Source organism: Mycobacterium sp. AMU20-3851 (genome assembly GCF_043974665.1).
Classification (GTDB): domain Bacteria; phylum Actinomycetota; class Actinomycetes; order Mycobacteriales; family Mycobacteriaceae; genus Mycobacterium.
Map to the genome: position 1 here is coordinate 4564023 of NZ_CP146371.1, position 20379 is coordinate 4584401.

Here is a 20379-nt window from a genome sequence, read left to right on the forward strand (position 1 = left end):
TCGGTGGGTCTGCGTGTCAGGCGTCTTCGAACGCCTCGGCGTAGAAGTCATCGTCATCACCTCCGGTGTAGTCATCGTGGAGTTCGGTTTCCAGGTCGTCGTCCCCCGCTTCGGGTTCCGGGTGTTGTTGCGCAGCAGCCCTTCTCAACCCGGCACGGGAGGCCAGATCGGTGGCCGTCTCCGTGTCGGTCTTGGGCGCGTCCGCGCTGAGCAGCTTTCGGTCGCGGCGGGCCATGTTGATCGCGACACGGCGCTCGACGGCGGTGCTTTTGCTACCGATCTCCCACCGGGTCAGCAGCTCCTCCATCGCTAGTTCGTCATTGATGAACCGGTGGCGTTTGGCCGCGAGCCGACGAGCGAACTCCAATGCCTCCTCAGCCAGCGGCTGATCCAGCATTTTGGCGTCCTTCCACTCCAATGCGTGCCAGCTGTGGTCGACGGGGTCGCGCATGTACACGCAGCGGATGTCGTGAGGATCGACGTACACCGGCCACTTGTTCTTGAACTTCCCGTGGTACGGGCTGGGCTGTCCGTGCAGCTTGACGGCGATGGGCCCCTCGTAGATCCGGTTCTTATAGTCGATGCCGTAGTGCTGAACGATTCGTGGCACGACCTTGAGGAACTCCATGGCGAGATGCGGGTCGCTCGGTGTCTCGATGTATCCGCCGCGGGCCAGCCCGTGGTGATACATCTGCGCCGGCGTGAACGCCGCGTCGGGCAAACCTGGTTCGACCAGTCCCTCATGGGGGCGGTGGTGATACACCGTAGCCACCCATTCGCGGATGATCTGTTCGAGTTCGTCGACGTAATAGAACGCGCGTTTCTCGACGTCAACGCCGCGGGAGTACACGTCAGGTCCCTTATAGCCGTCCAGGTGCTGAATCAGGTCCTCGCGGAGGGTGCGGAAGAACCGCTCCACCGGCCCCTTGTCGCGGGGCTCACGGACTCTGGCCGGCTGAATGGAGATCCCCAGCCGCGCGCAGGCACTGCACACGTGCTCAGACAGATACACCTTGCCGTGATCGACGATGATCGTGTCCGGGGTGATCGCGGGCCCACTGGAGGCACGTCCGGCCTTATTGCGTTTCGGGCGGGCCTGTTCGATGGCGTCTGGGTCGATCAGGATGCAGCGCGGAACACCGTGTTCGGGCCAAGACGCGTAGGCCGGCCAATGCTCCGGTGCGGGGCGGGGCTTCATGCATTCGTAGAGCACTGACGCGATGTCGACGGCTTTGGCGTCCCCGACCGTCACCACGAGCGCCACGACGCATCTCGTGTACCTATCGAGGGCGACTGTCAGCTGCACACCCAGCCATCGCAACGTGAGCGGGTCCATCGCGAACACATCCAACGGGGTGGTGTCGAGGTAGACGTACTCCCCCGGCCGGGCGCAGGGAAGGTTCCCATACGGGCGGGCCGGGCGCTGATGCATGTCCCGGATGCGTTTCGTGCTGTGCCGAAACAGCGGTTGGCGTTTCTCCAGAATCTTCAAGGCGCGGAACGCCGTCGCTCGCGACGGCTGGGCGACTTCGCCCTCGCCGAAGCGCTCGACGCAGTTGCGGTTGGTTCGGCGGATCACCGCGGTTTTGGAGGGACGCGACCGGTCAGCGAAGCTGCCCATCACCGCCTGCGCTTCAGCCATCCAGCGGTGATCGACGTCTGGCTCTTTGTAGCTGCGGCTGGTCAGCAGCCCCGCCTCCCCGTAGCGACGAAAGTCCGCCGTCCAACGCTTCACCGACCTAGCGGTGACGCCGAGCTCGGCGGCTTTGGCGGCGTAGCGGGACTCCAGCGGCAGGGTCGGGTCGTACGGCGGTGCGGGTTCGTGTGGCAGCGCGAGCTCTGCGCTGCCGGAGCGGTACCCGGTGAGAACCTCCTGGATGTGACCGGCCCGATCGTGAACTTCGGCCGATTCCTTCGCTGAGAGCTGTCCGAGGAGCAGTGCAGAGGTTTCCCTGAACTCGTCTTCACCGCGGTGCGGGTCGATGGGCAGGAATCGGTGGCGGGTGTCGTGGAGGAGTTCGGTCATCGTCATGCGCCGCACGTACGCGCCGTTGGCCGCCACGACCTCACCGCCGTACTGCGAATTGATCTCGATCAACTCCCAAATCGCGCCTTCGCAGCTGAATCGGGTCCCGATACGGACAGGGACAAATTTGTCGTTCATTTCACTACCTCCATGGTGGTATGCGATGACAGTCGGCGTGTCAGGTCCACTGACAGCTCGTGGCGCCACAGCATGTGGAAAAGGGCTGCCCGCACGCACGGTGCGGGTGCATCGATGAGTGCGGTCGATTCGGCCAAAGTGCGTCCAACGAGCACCTGGTCTCGGAGATCGCGCAGGATCTCCGAAGAGATGCCCTTCGGGTGGCGAAAACCGGCCAAGAACCGAACGTTGTTCAAGTGGACGCGGTCTGGTTCGGATGCGATCTCGAAAAACCAGCCGCGGTTCTCCACTACCTTCCGTACCCAGGCGAACGTCGCCACGACGGTCGGATCGTCGAGATGCGAGCGTGGTTTGACATCTACCACGGTGACTTTGTTTTGACCGAACAGCAGGAAGTCGGGCACGTGCCTGCGAGTCTTGCCGTCGACGACAGCGCGCATCAGGAATGGCTGCGACACCATATGAGTGACGTCCGGGTCGAAGTCGGCCAGCAACAACCGAGCCAGTTCAAGCCTGGACTCATAGGTCACGCTCTGGTTCATCGTCGCAGTGGCATAAGTCCCGGAGTAGTGCCGCTGGCCGTCGTACCACCGAAAGGTGCGCCACGGCTGAGCAGTACGCAGCACGTCCTCGGAGGCGCTGCCGAAACTGCTTTCGCGCTCGGCACCGTCAGCGTCGCGGACTGTGATCGTCGGATTCGCGACCGCCGGCCCGTCGGCGGCAGCGAGCGCGGTGGGCATCATCGCGACCACCCACGACCGCCGGCGAAGCTCTGGTGCAGATGATCTCGGATGTCTGTGGTGAGACCAGATCTGCCAATGCGGTTTTGTTGCTTGACAGTTGGTCGCGAGCATAGTGAAATTGACATGGTCCTCCTCAAGGGCCAAGAGTTGTCAGAGACTCTGAAGGCAGTACCTCTGAAGGCAGTACAGCGTGCCGGGTGGCCGCCCGGCACGCTGTACTTCTTAAGATGAGCGCAGCAGATCCCCGCGTGGGCCTGACTGCACTAGAAGATGCGGGGTCCCGCGCGACCCCGTCCTACTGGGTTTCTGTCAGATTGCCCCCTTTCTCCATGTGAGGACGTTGCAGTGAGTCCCTCTTGGCAGCTACATGCAGTCAGCTACCGGAACCTTGTTGCTGATCATGCGCCTAGTGAATTGTGTTCGTCAAGAACACTTTTGAATATCAGTGATGGGACTACTGGATGCCGATCCGCACCTGCATGGGTCAGATCGCCAAGTAGCGCAAGCGAAATCTATTGCCGCTATTGGCAACATTTCCATGACCGGCGAGTTTTTCGTGCGATCAACGGGACGCTCGATCGACTAATACACTGCGCGGATCGTTAGAACAGTATCTATTCCGATTGCACGGCAACTTGTTTCGCATTCTGCTTCAGCGATCGAAATCGATTGTCCGGCGTAATCGTTCGACAAATTGAACCATACAGTCCAGCGCTCACGAATCACCGCTAGCATCACGGCTGGAAGATTGCGTGAGGGGCCGTTTGCTACTACGAACGGACGACCCAGGACCGCGCCGATCGGCTTCCACAGCGCATCTCGCCTTCACTTCATCGCATGACCGGGCGGCAGAGGGCCAGAAATAGGTCTGAGTAGCTGATCCGCTCGGAGTGAGGAATCCGTGCCGATCACACTACTAGTCATACGCCTTACTAGTTGTACTTAGTCAAGTGGCCGGGAGTGGCTGCTCCGCGGCGTCGCCAAGTGCGGTGCAAGTCGACCACACAGGAATCAGCCGCGCTGCGAACGACCGTCCGCTGTGCCTCCCGGACCCCCCGAGGTTCCCGTGAAGACCGGCCCGCCGAAGCCCCCCCGCGGCTTCCCGCACCGTCACGTGATACGCGTCGGACACACTGGGACGCCTCTGTTGCAGCGGCGACAACGCGGCTACCTCGTGTCGAGGGCGATTGGACCGGACCGCGCCCGGAAGACCCCGTTGAATGCCGACACAAGCGCGGTAGAGGCATAGTCGCTCAGTAGCGTTCGCCCCCGTCCCCGCACCAGGCGCAATGCCCATTCGGGATGCACAACGGACATGACTCTCGACAATAGTTCCTCGGCCGCACAGGGGCTGGGACTGTCCAGGACCGCCATCGCCAGAGTGCAGCCGACCGCCATATCGACTGCAACCGGGTGGATTCCGGCACGCTGCGTGAACCGGTCGGGTTCAGCAGGAGTGTGCGTGGCCTGCGCGTCGAGCACCGGCGCATCCAGAGTCGACAGGATCCCATCCAGGGCGGTGAGGTCCGCTGCTTTGAGCATCCACTGAGCCAGCACCCTGACGTCCTGCAGAACAGAAACGGTTCGAACCGGTGCGCCGTAGAGGCCCAACGCCACCGTCCCCGACCCACCAAGGTCAGTTAAGAGCCGCTGCGCACGAACTGCTAGATGGTTGTCCGACAGGACTGTGCACCGCACGGACGGTAGAAACGCCCCACACATCGCGCCCGTCGCCGACGGAGTCGGTGACACATTAGCGCAGCGATTCATCTCCGGTATTGCACTGACATGGTGGCGCCGTGTCCGCCAGGGACGCTGGCATGACGCGCATGTATCGACGAGGAGACAGGCGTGTGCGACACAAAGGAAAGACAGATTGTGCCGCCACTGCAGACGCCATCGACCACCTGACTCAGCCAAACAGCTGGGACATGCCCGGCTGCTGCACCGCCATGCCCAACGATGACTGCTCAGTGTGACCTCACCGTCGTCCGCCGCCAAGGTTGTCGCACACACGGCGTCGGCAGGCACCCCGGTTACGTACGCAATGTCATCGATCGTGCCGGAAGGCGGCGTGAGAAAAATCTGCTGCCATGGCCTGCGATTCGAATTGCGCGTATCAATTCCACAGCGATCCAGCACAGAGCCAAACGTCACACGATGAGCGCGGCCAACAGCTTCCAGCCATGAATCCATCGCTTCGCCGGGGCACGGCTCCACCCGAAGAGGAAGCGTGCGCAAGTGCGCACCATGAAAGGCCATCACCAAACCCCTGTGAGACAGCGGGAGTGCACCGCTTCTCAGCAGTCAGAACAAACGGGCCACACCGACCCCGTCAATGTATCACTAGTAGGGCAGCACCGCTTCAGTCGGATGGCTTGGGGCTTCTGATCAAACCGCCGCCTATCCATGTAAGCGTAACTTCACGGGCCCGTGCACCTGCTGCTGTTGATCCAAGGCCGCCGCGAAGCGCTCAAATCCAGAGAGGTGATCGCCGATGCATGACGGACTTGATGTAACTGCCGGCGGCCAGTGGCGACCGGCAGACGTGTTCCGCAGGTTCATCGATGACATGAACGAGTTCTGGCAGACCCCCGAAGGGCGGCACCTGCGAGCTACCCAGCAGGCCGATGAGGCACGTCTGCAGTCGTGGCTGGCGGATCGTCACAATGTCGTGGTGCACGAACACGGCGGCTATGCACCCGAGCAATGGTGCGGCGAAGTCGACGGTCATAACTTCTATCTCGCGAGCGCGACACCGAGTGGGACATCGCCATCGATCTCGGCCCGAGCGGACGGCCCATGCGGGTCGTGGCCGACACCAACGACGACGGCACCACCCGCTACCGAAAGCAGCGATCATCGAAGGCGATGTCATCGCTAGCGGCACCGTGCAGCTGAGGGTTACGGCACCAATCTGCAGGGGCGCGGGGAGTTCATTGTGACGACCATCCGGGATCACCTGGCGGCGCGCGCGGGTCGACGAGCTTGCGAAGATGAATGCCGAGCAATCGGCCGAGCTCAGTTAAGTACGGCGCCTTCATCAAATGGAAGAGGCCCTCACCCGCCGTGTCGGGTCAAGACCGAAGCGACTCGAAGCCCGGGGTTTTCGCAGCGACAGAAAATATCTGCGGTCGACTCACAGACTCACTCGATCGAAGTAAGTCGCCGAGGCTTCGGCGCGGACGGGCACCGGCGGACACCGAACCGCACAGCGTCAGCGCGGCCGTCGTGTGAAACGCGGATGCGACCTGCGAGATCCCGCACAGATGTCTCCGTGCCGCTTTGGGCGAATCCCCAAACCACGACCATAGCGACGCCATCGACACTGGTTGCAACGCGGTGTCAGCGGCCAGAAAGCTGCGTAACAACTCGACAATCACCTCGCGCTGTTTACCGTTGCCTGCACTAATAGATAGCCGAGCCGAGTCTGCCTCGTCCAACTACCCACCGGCCTGATCGAGCCCTACTAGGCAAACGCTGTCTCGTCGGACCTGTTCACAGCGACCCTTAAGGTGCCGCGTCGTTTGCCGCGGTTTGCCGAAGCTGCGCGATCTGCGCCGGACACAGAAGGCCGACGGAGTAGGACACCACGTAGTTCGCCGCCTGCTCGTCGTTCGGGAAAATCTCGGCCTTGACCGCCGCCATCACGTCGCGATAGGTAACGCCACGAGACACCTTGTCGCAGACGGAGAAACCGTAACCGAGTGCATCGTTGTACGGAAAGTCAAAGTGTCGTCGGACGATTACGTTGTAGGTGTACTCGACCTCCGGAGCCGGAACGGCTGCCGCCGGGACCGCCACGCCCGTAGCAAGCGGACCGCTCACCAGCGCGGCCGCAATCACAGACAACCGCCGCACACATCGCTTCGGAACGGTGTCGGTCATTTTGGTCCGCCCAAGACCGGGATCGGCGCGGTCGGATCGTGCGCGGTCGTAACAGCGCTTTCGAGATCCACGCGGATGGCTTCCTGGGCGGCCGGGGGCAGCGTGTGCAGGATCTCGCGCACCCGGGCCTGACGACGGGCCACACCCTGGCGTTCGGGCATACCCGGCGTCGCGGTCAACTGCGGCGGCACACCCTCGATCTCCTCGACACCACCGTCGTGCTGGCCGGCGTCGAGCATGGCCGCCTCGGCCGCCGCGGTCGCCTCGTCCTTCTCCTCCGACATACCGATCGGGCCGATACGACGACCGTTGAGGAACTGCTTGACCACCGGCTCCTCGGAGGTCAGCAGCACCTCACGCGGACCGAACATGACCAACTGCTTACGGAACAGCATGCCGATGTTGTCCGGCACCGTGCGGGCGATGTTGATGTTGTGCGTCACGATCAGCACCGTCGCGTCGATCTGGGCGTTGATGTCGATCAGCAACTGCGACAGATAGGCGGTACGGACCGGGTCCAGACCGGAGTCCGGCTCGTCGCACAGGATGATCTGCGGGTCCAGCACCAGCGCGCGGGCCAGACCGGCACGCTTGCGCATACCACCGGAGATCTCACCGGGGAACTTGTGCCCGTCGTTGGGCATACCGACCAACTCGAGCTTTTGCATCACGATGTTGCGGATCTCGGATTCGCTCTTCTTGGTGTGCTCGCGCAGCGGGAAGGCGGTGTTGTCGTAGATGTTCATCGAGCCGAACAGCGCGCCGTCCTGGAACAGCACACCGAACAGGGTGCGGATCTCGTAGAGCTCCTTGGCCGAGCACTCCAGAATGTTGGTGCCATCGATGACGATCGATCCGCGCTCGGGGCGCAGCAGACCGATCAGCGACTTCAGGAACACCGACTTACCCGTACCCGAGGGGCCCAGCAGCACGCTGACCTCACCCGCGGGAATCGACATCGTGACGTCTTCCCAGATCTTCGACGACCCGAACGACTTGCTCAGATTGGTCACGTCGATTTGGACACCCATCGGCTTCTCTCCTCACATTCTCATTCGCTGATACGTCGTACTAGACGCAGCCCGCCGCGCACGGGCTCGGTGGCGGAAGCGACTCGGGCAACGGCACCGCGGGATCTGCGGGCGGCTGGTCCAAGGTCAGATCCACACTATGTTCCAACTCCGGAAGTATCGGAACGAATCGGCAGAAGAGACTGAAGGCCAACTGGCAGGGATCCGATACTGGATCGGCTGACGCGGGTACCGCCGGCATCAGGGAGGTGAGTATCAGCAGCGCCGTCCCGGCCATAATTCCGCGCCGAGCACTGTTTGAGGGCTTGTGCATCAGCTCTCCTCGCGTAGCGCTGTTGCCACGTCATTGGCAATCCCGTCCAACTGGGAAGCCCATGTCGCCCAATCATGCTGTCCATCGACGGGAAAGTCGAAATGGCCGTTCCGTCCGCCGACTGCTCGGTAGTGCTGGTAGAAGTTGCGGTTGCTGCCCTGCGCCTGGTCGCAGTAGCCGATCATCGGGGCCGGGTCACTACAGGCGGTCGTCGCGGGGCTGAAGACCCAGAGCCGAGTGTTGTTGTCGTGCAGAAGCTGCAGATGCACATCGGGGTCGTGCCATTTCCACCGCCCCAGTTGCGCCGGACCCCACATCCGGTTGGCATCGACCCCGCCAAATACCTTGAGACCGGCATTGATTGCACCGTTCATGGTCGTCGCGGAGGGGTTCAAGAATCCCGACAATGATCCGGCATAGCCGAAGCGATCGGGGTGGAAGGCCGCCAACGCCAAAGCCGCTGTGCCGCCCTGCGAGGCACCCACAATCGCGTGCCCGGCGGGCGACAGGCCCTTGTGGGAGACAAGCCATTCTGGCAGTTCATGCGACAGGAAGGTCTCCCACTGCTTGGAGCCGTCCTGTTCCCAGTTGGTGTACAGGCTCCAGGCCCCACCAGCCGGGGCGACGACCGATACACCCTTACCCGCGAAGGTGTTCATCGCGTTGCCCGCGGTAACCCAGTTGCTTACATCGGGCGGTGCGTTGAAAGCGTCCAAAAGGAACACGGCCCGCGGCCCCCCTGATTGAAACGCGACCGGAATGTCTCGGCCCATCGCCGCCGATGGGACCATCAACGTCTCGACGGTATCGGCGCGGGCTTGGCCGGAATTCCACAGGCAGAGCGCCAAGATGCAGATCAGGACGGCGCGCATTAGCCTGACGATGGGCCCGAGCGGGTCATCCATGATGGTATGCACGTCTACACCGGCGGATACGCGGGGGCAGGGTGAACCCCTCTGAGCGCCCAGGGCAGCCAGCTGAAGAAGAACTCAATTTCGTCGCTAGCGTCGTAGTCCGGGTTGGGGTCCATGCAGGCTTCCTTTGCTCTGGGGAATTAGTGAAATGTGTTAGTCAAAAAAACAGCAGTCAGTTTGGGCGTCCGTACACCGCGACGACCACACTGCGGTCCAGACTGTTGACCGACCACACACCCATCTCGCTGTACGAGCAGTCAGACATCACCCCGAACGCAACAGGATCGTGATACCAGCGGTTGATGATGTCCACCCCATTGATGGCCAACGCGGGATTGATGGCAACGGTCTGCGCAACCTGTCCGCGGAATCCCGCTGCCTCCGCGCGAAATTGGGCCGAAGACCCGTCTGTGCCGAGTTCACCGCTCAGGACGCGGTTGTTCAACACATCGATGCTGTGCCACTGCGCAGCGGTCTGCAGTTGCCGGTTCATCTTGACGTCGTTTGCGCAGCCGGCTTGGTGCTGCACGGTGTAGACGTTGGCCAGCACCCCGTCGTTGAGGCGCTTGTTGTTCGGCACGAGTGTGTTGTTGTCGTTGTCTGCGCCGGCGCTCGCAGGTGAGAAGATCAGCGATGAGCCCATAAGTGCGGCGGCGATGAGCAGGTGTCCAGATTTCATCGAGCTCTGTCTCCATACATAGAGGTTTGAAACGCAACATTCTGCGACGCTATCGCTCTGTACTCAGATGGGATCGAACCCCGACACCAGCCATTGGCTATCGACCCGATCAAGGGAAACGCGCACGCTGGATGTGCTGCTGGTCGGCGCGTCCGCGCCGACGGTGACGGTCTGGTTGACGAACACCAGTACCACCGCGTGGCTATCTGAAGCCGAAACCGGGGCTGCGGCAGGGACCGTCGCCGTCGCGGCGATCTTCTTCTGTTGAGCTCCAGGAATAACCACGTCTCTGGTCAACGTGGTGTACGAGTCTAGGAACTGACCTGTGAGCCTATTTCGGGCCGCTTCGAGGTCCTTGTCGACGGTGTCAGGTTTATATGTCAGCAGCGCAACGGTTGTATCGGTGGCCGCCCGCACAGATTCGGATGCCGCAGCGACGTCTCGCTGCTGCTGAATGTTCTGCCAGGTGACGTAACCGGTCCCTGCGGACAGACACGCGATCAGCGCGGGAATGCCGACGCGCGTGCCCAACTTTCGCAATCGAGCGCGTCGGCTCCCCGAAGAAATCTCGCTGGCTTCGGAAATCGACTCTCCGACAGGACTATCCGGGCTCTTCGCCTGTTCGGCGTCGTCTTCAGACTCGACTGGATCTGCGCCAGAGACAAGATACTTCGAGTTGGCACCTCGGGGAAATGTATTCAGCTTCATGGCACGAACTCCACGCGGGACACCTTCATCTGGTCGTCGGACTGTTGAACGGAGATACGCATGCGCCACGCCCTGGGGACAGCTTCTGCACCCGCGGTACTGCTTGTCTTAACCGAGACCGCCACCAACGCCTGCGCTTCGGCCCCTGTCTGTGACTCCAAAGCAGCCTCGGTGACGGAGCCCACCGACACCGACTGAGCCTGCTTGACGACCTCCACGAACGGCTGTGCCCGCTGCGCGAAATCGTCGTAAAATTCCCCTGCGGCACCGTCCATGATCCGTTGCACGTCGGCCTCGGCGTGTTGCCAATCGATGGTGGTCAGGTTGAGCGCGCCTTGGCGGGCTGCTTGCAGGAACTGCTCGCTGTGCCGTACGGCCTGCTGATCCTGGTAGAACCGGTACCCCTGCCACGTTGCGATTGCGGCAAACGCTGCCATGATCACAACCCCGAAGGCCACCGGGTGCCAGAAGGATCGCCGGCGAGCCTCCTGCCGCCGATTCGGTTCTGCCAGATCAGTTGACTCGGAGCCGTCGAAATCCGCAGCGGGATCGCTGTTCTCGGTACCCAGTTCTTCGGTAGCGGTCATTGTCCTGGTGGAAGCATCATCGTTTCCCATGTTTTGTCCTTTGGCGCAGTTTGGGCTAGGTCAGCCTGCGTGTAGCGGCGTCCGTCAGGTCCGACGTAGGAGCCGGTGGTCTGGTCGTAATAGGCGATCGCAATGGGTGGAGGTGGAGCTCCCTGGTCGGTGGAGGGACGCAACTGGGGGACGTCCTGTGCGGTCGCGGTGGCATTCGGGTCACCCTTCCAGTTGAATCCGTTGTTCAAGGGCACATAGGGCTCGTCGCTCTCGCACTCCTTGACCGTGGCGGCACGCTTACCGGGCACGGTCGCACAGGGCGTGTTCCGCGCGCCGCGTACGTTGAACGGGGAATCCTGCGGGACACGGCAATACAGATCGCCAGGTGCGCGGTCCGGAAAGTCCTGCTCGGAAGCCGCTCTCATCTGTTGAGTCGGCAGGTATCCCGTCGTGCACGGCGGCGGCAGGTTCAGGTTGAGATTGAAGCTCAGGTACGCGCCCGCGTAGTCCTGTTTGGTGTTCGCGTTGGCGGCGAACGAGCCTTGGTTGATGGCCATCAGTTGTGGAAGCAGCACCAGGACTTGTTCGATGTTGTCGTGGTAGGCAAGACCGACCTGTCCCACGCTGACCAGGTTTGCCATCAGGACCGGCAAGGTGGGTTGCAGACGCTGCACGAGGCGACGAGCCTCACCCAGAGCCGGCCCGCCCTGGTCGATGACGCCTACGAGGTCACCGTCGTGTACGGCCAGGTCGCGGGTGACGGTAGCCACATGGTCTGCCCAATTGGTGATGGCCGCCGACGTCTCGGTCTGCGAGTCCAACACTGGCTTCACATTGTCGATCAGTGACAGCATCGGATCCAGGTTCTCCCGCGCGTCGATGGAGAGATCAATACCGCCGTCAACGATCTTGGCCAGTTCAGGGCCCAAGCCACCAACTGCGGTGAACGATTCGTCAACCACAGTGCGGAGATTCTCGCGGGGTACCGCCCGCAGCCCAGTGACGACAGCGTCGAGAACATTGTTGATGTCTTCGGGCACAGCGGTGTCGTGTTCGGCGATGACATCCCCGTTCTTCAACGGGGGCGCCGTTCCGTCCCGGGGCAGCAGTTCTACGTACTGTTCCCCGATTGCCGACTGGCTGTGCACCTCGGCGCGCAGATCGCTGGGCACCGGTATGTCGGACCGCAGCATCAACTCGGCAACCACACCGGACTCGTCGAGGCGTACCGATTTCACCCGCCCAATCTCGGTCCCGCGGTAGGTAACATTGCCGGTTTCGTAGAGTCCGCCGGTCACAGGCAGCTTCAGCGACACTGTGTAGTGACCGATTCCGAATAGTTTGGCCGGGAGCTTCATGTAATTCACACTCATTGCGGCCAGCGCGATTAAAGCCAACACCGAGAAGATGGCCAGCTGGATGCGTGCTTGGCGATTCAGATGCATGTCAGCGCCCCTGATCCATCCGGTAGGGGGCAGTCAGCGGGTTGCTCACACCGCCCGGTCCGCCGGCCATACAGGGGCTGGGGAACTGGCCGATCGTGCGGCCCCACTGCAACTCCAGCCAGGTCAGGTCACACTCCCAGCGCGTCCCGGTGAACAGCCCGGCGTCGATGCGACTCAACGTCAGGTCGATCACTGCGGTCAGGTTGGTGTAGTCACCGCGTTGGAACTTGTCGATATTGGCATTGGGGAACGGGTAAGTGGGGATCAGACCCAACGACTTGGTCAGGCTGGGACCGGCATTGGCCAACGCCTCCAGCACCGGGCCGACCTGGTGCAGTTCCTTGACCAGATTTTCCTTGCTCTGATTAACCGTTTCGGTGGTCAGCGCACTGAACTTGCCGAGCTGGTCTGCGGCCTCAACGAGGTTGCCGCGCTGGCTGTTCAGAACCGCTAAAGCATTTGGAATAGCGGTCACGGCGCGGTCGAGAACCGGTTGCTGGGCGGCGAACTTGCCAACTAGTTCGTTTAAACTCTCGGTGGCGGTGATGATGTCTGAGCTCTGGTCGTTGAGGGTAGCGACGAACGTCTCAGACTGTTGAATGAGGCTGCGAACGTCGCCCTCACGTCCCCGGAACCCGGTGCTCAGCGCCTCTGTGATGTCGCCGAGCTGCCCGACCCCACCTCCGTTCAGTACTAACGAAAGTGACGCGAGGGTCTGTTCCGGGGTGGGAAACGCACCGGCTCGCGACAATGGGATGAGGGACCCTTGACGCAGTCGCCCCTGGGCAGGCTCGTCGGTGGGCGCGGCCAGCTCGATGTGCAGAGAACCAAAGATCGTTGTTGTCCCGATCTTGACCGTTGCGTTCTCGGGAAGATTGACATCGCGATTGAGCTTCATGGAAACCAGGGCGTGATGGCCCTGCAATTCGATCTTCGACACGTGTCCGACGGTCACGTCGGCCACCCGAACCCGCGAGTTGGGCTGGATGTTGTTCACATCCGGCATCTGGGCCTGAATGGTGTAGGAGCCCGGGCCTTTTCCTTCGGTGCCCGGTAGCGGCAGCGAATTGACGCCCCGCCAGCTACAACCTGCCTGGGAAACGCCCAGGATCAGCGCTGTGGCGACTGCAGTCGCCCGTCGTGCCCACACTGTCCTCACGATCCACCTCCGGGTGGGGTCATCATGCCGGTCAAGCCGGCGGCAGGGTCGGTGGACACGGCCGGCGGTGGCGCCTCGGCCGCAAGCGGAGCCGGTGCGGCCCCAGGCATCGGACCTGCCGGCGCAGCTGGTGCAACCGGTGTTGGGGGAACAAAATCGGGCCTCATCCAGTCCTCGCTGTAGGTCACTTCGTTGGGCCTAGCTTGGGTGCCGACGAAGAGGTTCTCCCCCAACGGGGGGAAGTTGTACTGCCTGTTCTTCACAATCGGAGCCAGGTACTGCACGCACAGCTTGGATGCTTGTTCAGCCCCGAGCCGAGACGCTGCCTGGATGGCTCCGCACAGAAATGAGATCGGGTTGGCGAAGTTGTTCACCGACAATGCGCCGGTCAGTGACCCGTTGGCAGGTTCGTAGATGTTGTTGAAGTTCACAGCCGCGGTCGGCAGAATGTGCAAAGCCTGTTCCAGGTCATCGCGGCTGGCGGCAACCGCCGTGGAGATGGATGAAAGCTTGTCCGCGGCTATGCCGATGGGTTCACGATTCTCGGCAATGAACGTTTGCACATCGCCGACGACCGAGTTCAGATCTTGCACTGCCTGGCCCACCTCGTGGGGGTCGTCAGCGAGCAGGCCGGAAACCTCGGCGAGGTTGACGTTGAGTTGACCGAGAAGATCCCCGCTGTCTTTAAGTGCGGTGACCAGTGTCGACAGATTCTTGATGCTGCCGAAGATGTCCTTGCTGTGATCGCCCAGTGCCGACACGGTCTGGGACAGTTTGACCACTGTTTCGCGGATATCAGCGCCTTGGCCGCGCAGGTTGTCGGCGGCAGTGTTGATCAACGCGCCGAGCGTGCTGACCTGTCCCCCGGGCGTGGGTTGAAGCATGTCGGTGAGCCGTTCCAGTTGAGCACGCACGTCATCCCATTCCACCGGTACCGCCGTGCGGTCCTGCGGGATCACCGCCCCGGCAGTCATTGTAGGGCCGTCCGCGTAGGGCGGGGTGAGCTGAATTGCCCTGCCGGTCACGAGCTGTGGGGACAGGATGACGGCGTTGACCTCCGCGGGAACTTTGTACTCGCTGTCGAACCAGAACGTGATTTTGGTGCGCTCCGGCTCTGGTTCGATCTTGTCGACTCGTCCAACTTTCACTCCGCGGATGCGGACGTCGTCACCTTCGAATAGTCCGGTGCTGTTGTCGAAGTAGCCGACCACCAAAGTGCGGCCGATGCGTTCGGTGATGGTGACAGCGAGGTAGCCGGCAGCCACCAGAACCACGACCAGGCCGAGGCCTAATAGAACCTTCGGTTGTCGAATCCACGTGGTCATCCCTGTCCTCCTGGCACGGGCGGTTCACCCGGTGCCGGTACGAAGACTGGCGAGGGTGTGGGTTCGGGCACTGATTGGGCAGCAGTCGGATCGATGGCAGGGGGCCCCGGTGGTGGGCCACCCGGTGGCGGAGCCGGCTCCGGCTCGCGGTAGGGGTAGCAGCCTGTCGGGCCGGGCAGCGGCACCCCGGGCGGCCCGCACCCCGGATCACCGGGATTGCCGGTGATGGCGTCCGGTAGGTGGAGCCGCGGCGGCCCGCCCTGACCAGTTCGCGGGTACGGCACTGGGAGCGCCGGCGTACCGGGTTGGCCGACCTGGGGGTCTGTTCGCTCGGAGGGCAACAGGACGTTCGGGTCCAAGCCGAGGTCGGAGAAGGCGGCATCGACGAAGGGCTGGACGAACTGACCCGGCAGCAGATTCACTACGTAGGCTTTGAAGAACGGCCCTGACGCCACGGTCTCGCCGAGGGACATGGCGTAGGTACTAAGCCCCTTGACGGCTTCCTGAATGCGTTCCTTGCGGTTGTCGACGATAGTTAGGACACCGTTCAGCTTCTCCAGCGCAGGCTTAAGTTCGGCGCGGTTCTCTGCGATGAACGCTTTAAGCTGTTGCGAGACCGCTGAGATGTTGCCGGCCAGCTGATCCAGCGCGGCACTCTGCGAACGGAGCTGGGTCAGAACCGCGTTGGTGTCCTGAATGAGGCTTACGATCCGGTCGGTTCGTTCGGCGAGCACACCGGTCGCTTTGGCGGCGTTGTCCAGCAGCGTGCGCAACTGTTCGTCACGACTGTTGAGGGTGTCGGCGAACCTCGCCACCCCTTGGACAGCGTCGCGCAGTTGCGGAGGCGTATCGGCGAATGTCTGGGCTAGCGTAGACAACGAGTCCGAGAGTTGATTGGTGTCAAGACCGCTGATGGTGGTGGCGAGTTCGCCGAGCGCATCGGGCAGCTGATAGGGAGAGGTGGTCCGATCCATCGGGATAGCTCCATCGAGCTCAGCCTCCCCATGCGGGATGACGTCCAACTCTTTGGTGCCGAGCAGTCCCTTGGTGGTGATGGCGGCCTCGGTTCGCTCACCGAGGTGCAAATCGTCGGGGACGTTGAAGGTGACCAGGACACCCGGTCCCTCCAGTTCAATGTCGGTGACCTTGCCGACCGGGTAGCCCGAGACCTGCACGATGGCACCGGTGAATAACCCACCGGCGTCAGAAAAGTATGCGGTGTGGCTTTTGTTCTGGTTGATGAAGGGGAGCATCTGGTTGCCCAGCGCCGCGGCAGCCAACACGATCACGACTAGGAGACCGACAGTGCCCAGTACGAGCGGGTTTCGTTCCGAGAACGTTCTGTTCATCTTCATCGCGGCGCGCACCTTCCCGTGCTCTGGCCGGCCACCTTGACGAAGACGGGTTGGCCGCCTTTACCGTTGAGTTTGAGGACGACATCGCAGAAATAGAAGCTGAAGTAGTCGCCATACATACCCTGCCGGTTGAGCATTCGGTATTTGTCGGGGAGCTCGTTGAGAATCTTGTCGAAGTACTCGTGGTCGAGCAGCACGTTGCCGGCGACCCGATCGGTCTCGTGCAGAACACGCTGCACCGGCTGCCGTGTCTCCTCCAGGAGTCCGGCGATCGACCCCGCCGCGGCGTTGGTGTGTGCGACGGCGTTGCTGATGTCGGTCCGACGCTCCGACAGTCCGGCCACGAGTTCCGACAGGTTGGTCACTGCTTTGTCCAACTGGTCACTCTGGCCGCCCAGTGATCCCAGCACAACGTTCAGATTGTCAACGACCTGGCCGATTAGCACGTCGCGGTCGGCCAGCGTGTTGGTGACCGCCGCCGCGTGGTTGAGAAACGAGCCGATGGTCGCACCCTCACCCTGCAATGCATCCAACAGCTGACCGCTGAGTTCGTTCACCTGTTCGGGGTCCAGAGCACGGAACAACGGCCGGAATCCGCCGGTGACCGAGTCCAGGTCCAGCGCCGGTTGGGTGCGGTCCAGCGGGATCGTCGAGCCCAGCGCAAGCACCTTGGCGCTGGCCGCGCCGTCGGTAAGTGCCATATAGCGCCCTCCGATGAGATCGTCGTAACGGATCTCGGCGCGGGTGCCATCGGTCAGCACCGCTTCGCGCCCTGCGGTGAAGTTGACCCGCACCGTGGCATCGCGATTGACCTCGATGCCTTTGACCTTTCCGACCTCGACACCTGCGACCCGGACCATGTCGCCCTCGCGGAGGCCCGAGACATTGCTGAAGTGTGCGTTGTATCCGTCGGTGTCACTACCGAATCGGAACTGCGCGAACACAATGATGGTTGCAGCTAGAGCCAGCGCGCAGGCGGTCACGAACGCCGCCAGTCGCCAGATGACTCCGACAAGATCCTTGGTCATCGCGTCCGTCCTTCCTCATTGTCGACGTCGTTGTCGATTCGCGGCGTCATGGCTGCCCAGCCTGGACCGGAGGCGGGGCGGGTGCCGGGGCCGGGGCAGGGGGAACCCCTGGCCAGAGCGGCACACCGCCGGGTCCATAGAGCGGCGCACCGTAGGGCGGTGCCCCGGGGTAGGGTTGCGGACCCGGGGCCGGGCCGGGCAGACACTTGCGGATACTCGGCGCCTCCGGCACTGCCCGCGTGGTCGGGAAATAGTTGGCGTAGCAGGGACTGCCGATACCGGGATTGGGCCGGATGTCCAGTCCCGTCCCCCAGCCTGTATTCGTGATCAACTGCCGCACCGGGAAGTTCTTGGTCACATCGGGTAGCGATCCACAGCCCGGCTTACCGCCCGGACCACCTTTGGCGCCGACGATGGGCAGATGGTCGGGGTACCGGTAGGGATCGTTGCCGGGCAGCAGAGCGACATCGACGACGAAGGTCCGTCCGTCACCTCCCCAGAGTCCCTTTCCGTTCTCGATCAGCCAGTCGGCACCCTGCAGCGTGCAGGTATAGGTGGGGCTGTACATCTGCAGCAGTCGTGTAGTCGGCTCCAGGCTGTTGATCGCGGTGACCAGGTTGTCCTTGCTGGAGGTCAGCAGACTCGTTCCATCTTGAGAAAGGCCGATCGTATTCAGCAACAGGCCATCCAACGCATCCTGGCGATCGGTGACCGTGGCACTCGTGGTCGAGAACGTGTCCAGAATGGAGACGATATCGTCGGCCGCGGCCGCGTAAGTCTGGCTGAAGTCACCCAGCGCACGGATGTCCTCGCGGAAGACATCACTGCGGGTGTTGAGCGCCGTCAGGACCTCGTTGAGGCCGGTGGTCGCCTGACCAATGCGCTCCCCGCGCCCGCGCAACGCGTCAGCCACGGCGGTCAACACCGAATTGAGCTTGACCGGGTCGACCATCTCCAGTAGATCGACAACGTTTTCGAACACCGTGTTGACCTCGGGCGTCACATTAGACGATTGCAACTGCGCGCCGGAGGAAAGGCGTTGCGGACTGGGGTCTTCCGGCAGGGTCAACTGGATGAACTTGGCACCGAACACCGTCGTCACGGCAATCCTGGCCTCGACATTGGCCGGGATGAAGCGGATCTGGTCACGATCGATGTCCAGCGCCATCTGAGCGCCGCCCTGGCTGCCGCTACTGATGGTCCGAACCCGGCCCACCTCGACGCCGCGCAGTTTGACCTTGGCGCCGGTCTCCAGAACTAGCCCGGAACGATCAGAGTTCAGCGTCACAGCCACGACGGAGCGGAAGGAACCAAGAAACGATGCCGCGGACGCGAAAACAAGTGCGACAACGGCTAATATCAGAACTACAGGCCACCATCGCTTGGAGATGCGTCGCTTCTTGTGAGTTGGGTTCATCTGTTCATCCCGCCAGATGGAAGTTGCCGGACTGACCGTAGACCGCCAGCGTCACGGCCATCAGCACGATTGCGCCGACCACCATCGATGCCCGCACAGCGCGGCCGACTGCCTCGCCCACCCCTGCCGGTCCCCCACCGGCGGTGTACCCGTAGTAGGTGCAGATGAGCATGACGATCACTATCATGGCGATGGTCTGAGCGAAGGAGACCACCAGATCCTGGGTGTTGAGGAACGTGTTGAAGTAGTGGTCGTAGACGCCCCCTGCTTGCCCGTAGACAAGGGTGGTGCCGTACCGGGCGGCGATGAACCCCATGATCAAGGCGGTGGCGTACAGCGGGATCACCACGATGGTGCCCGCCAGCACTCTCGTGGCGGCGAGGTAGGTGACGCTGCGAATTCCGATCACTTCCAGTGCATCGACTTCCTCGTTGATCTTCATCGCGCCGATCTGGGCGGTCGCGCCGGCGCCGATGGTCGCGGTCAAGGTCACCTGCGCCGTGCCGGGAATGATGAGGCGCGGGATGAAGAACGCCGAGGCGAAGCCGGTGAAAGCCTCAACGCCCACGGACTGGAATTGGGTGTAACCCTGGGCCGCGACGATCGCACCGGTCGTCATTGTCATGAAGCCGACGATGACGATCGTTCCGCCGATAGACGCCAATGCACCTGAGCCGAGACCCATTTGGGCAATTAAGCGCAGCACCTCGGGTCGATAGTTGATCGCCGCGTCAGGGATGCGCGCCAACGTGAGGAAGTAGAACTCGGTTTGTTCGGCGACGCGGTCCCAACCCGCAACCATGCGGACGCGCGTTCGTGCCAGCCGCGGAAATCGTTTGGCGGGGGCTGAAGAAGTCATCAGTTGATTCCGTCCGGGATCATTGCAACGTGAATTGGACACCGATAGCGGTGACGATGATGTTGATGGTGAATAGCACCATGAACGAGAAGACGACGGTTTCGTTGACGGCATTGCCGACGCCGGCGGGCCCGCCACCGACCGAAATTCCCTTGTAGCAGGCGATCAAACCGGCGCCCAACCCGAACAAGAAGGCCTTGATGATCGACACAACGACGTCGCCGAGACCAGTCACCACGGTCATTCCGGAAACGAAGACACCTGCCGAGACGTTGAGCGCGAAGACACAGAAGAAGAACGAGGCCAGCATCCCGACGAGAACCACCAGACCCATGAGCGCGACCGATACCGTGGTCGCAGCCAACACCCGCGGGATGACCATCGCCTGGATGGGGTCGATACCCATCACCCGTTGCGCATCCAGTTCTTCGCGGATGGTGCGCGCACCCAGGTCTGCGCACATCGCGGTGGCGCTGGCGCCGGCGGTCACCAGCACTGTCACGATGGGCCCGATCTGATTGACGTTGAAGAATGCCGCACCGGCCCCCGAGAAGTCGGCGGCGCCGAATTCACCGAGCAGGATGTTGAAGATGAAGGTGTTGATGACCGCGTACGGGATGATCATCAGCACCGCCGGCAACATCGATACCCGGGCCACGAACCACGACTGCACCAGGTACTCCCGCCATGCCAGAGGCGAGGTGAAGATGCCCACCAGGACGTCGAGCGTCATTCCGAAGAAGCCGCCAACTGCGCGAAGAGGTTTGGCGAAG

The 20379-nt window shown here is 62.3% G+C and carries 18 protein-coding genes and 2 pseudogenes; all 20 read right to left on the reverse strand.

Annotated elements, in window-relative coordinates:
- Positions 1-16 precede the first annotated feature (16 nt).
- The 20 genes and pseudogenes from V4U86_RS21765 to V4U86_RS21860 all read right to left on the reverse strand — a co-directional run bounded on the left by V4U86_RS21765 (position 17) and on the right by V4U86_RS21860 (position 20339).
- The gene (locus V4U86_RS21765) at positions 17-2062 is read right to left on the reverse strand and encodes a transposase (protein ID WP_395307982.1); all 2046 of its coding nucleotides are present in this window, start codon (positions 2060-2062) and stop codon (positions 17-19) included.
- A 98-nt stretch (positions 2063-2160) separates the two neighbouring features.
- The gene (locus V4U86_RS21770) at positions 2161-2907 is read right to left on the reverse strand and encodes a TnsA-like heteromeric transposase endonuclease subunit (protein WP_395307983.1); all 747 of its coding nucleotides are present in this window, start codon (positions 2905-2907) and stop codon (positions 2161-2163) included.
- Positions 2908-4074: 1167 nt separating this feature from the next.
- Positions 4075-4524 carry a hypothetical protein gene (locus tag V4U86_RS21775; protein WP_395312281.1) on the reverse strand — a complete coding sequence of 150 codons (450 nt, stop codon included), beginning with the start codon at positions 4522-4524 and terminating at the stop codon, positions 4075-4077.
- Positions 4525-4806: 282 nt separating this feature from the next.
- Positions 4807-5169: pseudogene (locus tag V4U86_RS21780) on the reverse strand (TniQ family protein); the annotation flags it as partial.
- A gap of 211 nt (positions 5170-5380) precedes the next feature.
- Entirely contained in the window at positions 5381-5641 is a 261-nt protein-coding gene (locus V4U86_RS21785) for a hypothetical protein (RefSeq protein WP_395307984.1), read from the reverse strand.
- Between the two features lie 776 nt (positions 5642-6417).
- A complete protein-coding gene (locus tag V4U86_RS21790) occupies positions 6418-6795 on the reverse strand; it encodes a DUF732 domain-containing protein (protein ID WP_395307985.1) in 378 nt (125 codons plus the stop codon).
- Positions 6792-7826 carry an ABC transporter ATP-binding protein gene (locus tag V4U86_RS21795; RefSeq protein WP_395307986.1) on the reverse strand — a complete coding sequence of 345 codons (1035 nt, stop codon included), beginning with the start codon at positions 7824-7826 and terminating at the stop codon, positions 6792-6794. The genes V4U86_RS21790 and V4U86_RS21795 overlap by 4 nt, the downstream gene beginning before the upstream one ends.
- Positions 7827-8138: 312 nt before the next feature.
- On the reverse strand, positions 8139-9011 hold the full coding sequence (locus tag V4U86_RS21800) for an alpha/beta hydrolase-fold protein (RefSeq protein WP_395312157.1): 873 nt from the start codon (positions 9009-9011) through the stop codon (positions 8139-8141).
- A 47-nt stretch (positions 9012-9058) separates the two neighbouring features.
- On the reverse strand, positions 9059-9169 hold the full coding sequence (locus V4U86_RS21805) for a hypothetical protein (protein WP_395307987.1): 111 nt from the start codon (positions 9167-9169) through the stop codon (positions 9059-9061).
- 61 nt (positions 9170-9230) lie between these two features.
- A pseudogene (locus V4U86_RS21810) lies at positions 9231-9696 on the reverse strand (CAP domain-containing protein); the annotation flags it as partial.
- 99 nt (positions 9697-9795) lie between these two features.
- Positions 9796-10440, reverse strand: coding sequence for a hypothetical protein (locus tag V4U86_RS21815; protein ID WP_395307988.1), 645 nt, complete (start codon positions 10438-10440; stop codon positions 9796-9798).
- Positions 10437-11057: a mammalian cell entry protein gene (locus V4U86_RS21820; protein ID WP_395307989.1), complete on the reverse strand. Its 621-nt coding sequence runs from the start codon at positions 11055-11057 to the stop codon at positions 10437-10439. Before V4U86_RS21820 ends, V4U86_RS21815 begins: the two co-directional genes overlap by 4 nt.
- A complete protein-coding gene (locus V4U86_RS21825; protein WP_395307990.1) occupies positions 11024-12463 on the reverse strand; it encodes an MCE family protein in 1440 nt (479 codons plus the stop codon). Before V4U86_RS21825 ends, V4U86_RS21820 begins: the two co-directional genes overlap by 34 nt.
- Position 12464: 1 nt before the next feature.
- Positions 12465-13613, reverse strand: coding sequence for a virulence factor Mce family protein (locus V4U86_RS21830; RefSeq protein WP_395312158.1), 1149 nt, complete (start codon positions 13611-13613; stop codon positions 12465-12467).
- A gap of 5 nt (positions 13614-13618) precedes the next feature.
- Entirely contained in the window at positions 13619-14947 is a 1329-nt protein-coding gene (locus V4U86_RS21835) for a virulence factor Mce family protein (protein WP_395307991.1), read from the reverse strand.
- On the reverse strand, positions 14944-16302 hold the full coding sequence (locus tag V4U86_RS21840; RefSeq protein ID WP_395307992.1) for an MCE family protein: 1359 nt from the start codon (positions 16300-16302) through the stop codon (positions 14944-14946). The genes V4U86_RS21835 and V4U86_RS21840 overlap by 4 nt, the downstream gene beginning before the upstream one ends.
- Positions 16299-17330 carry an MCE family protein gene (locus V4U86_RS21845; protein ID WP_395307993.1) on the reverse strand — a complete coding sequence of 344 codons (1032 nt, stop codon included), beginning with the start codon at positions 17328-17330 and terminating at the stop codon, positions 16299-16301. The genes V4U86_RS21840 and V4U86_RS21845 overlap by 4 nt, the downstream gene beginning before the upstream one ends.
- Before the next feature lie 46 nt (positions 17331-17376).
- A complete protein-coding gene (locus V4U86_RS21850; RefSeq protein WP_395307994.1) occupies positions 17377-18747 on the reverse strand; it encodes an MCE family protein in 1371 nt (456 codons plus the stop codon).
- Between the two features lie 4 nt (positions 18748-18751).
- Complete coding sequence (locus tag V4U86_RS21855) at positions 18752-19606, reverse strand: ABC transporter permease (RefSeq protein WP_395312159.1); 855 nt, start codon at positions 19604-19606, stop codon at positions 18752-18754.
- A 19-nt stretch (positions 19607-19625) separates the two neighbouring features.
- Positions 19626-20339 (reverse strand): MlaE family ABC transporter permease, encoded by a 714-nt coding sequence (locus tag V4U86_RS21860; RefSeq protein ID WP_395307995.1) that lies wholly within the window; start codon positions 20337-20339, stop codon positions 19626-19628.
- Positions 20340-20379: the final 40 nt, after the last annotated feature.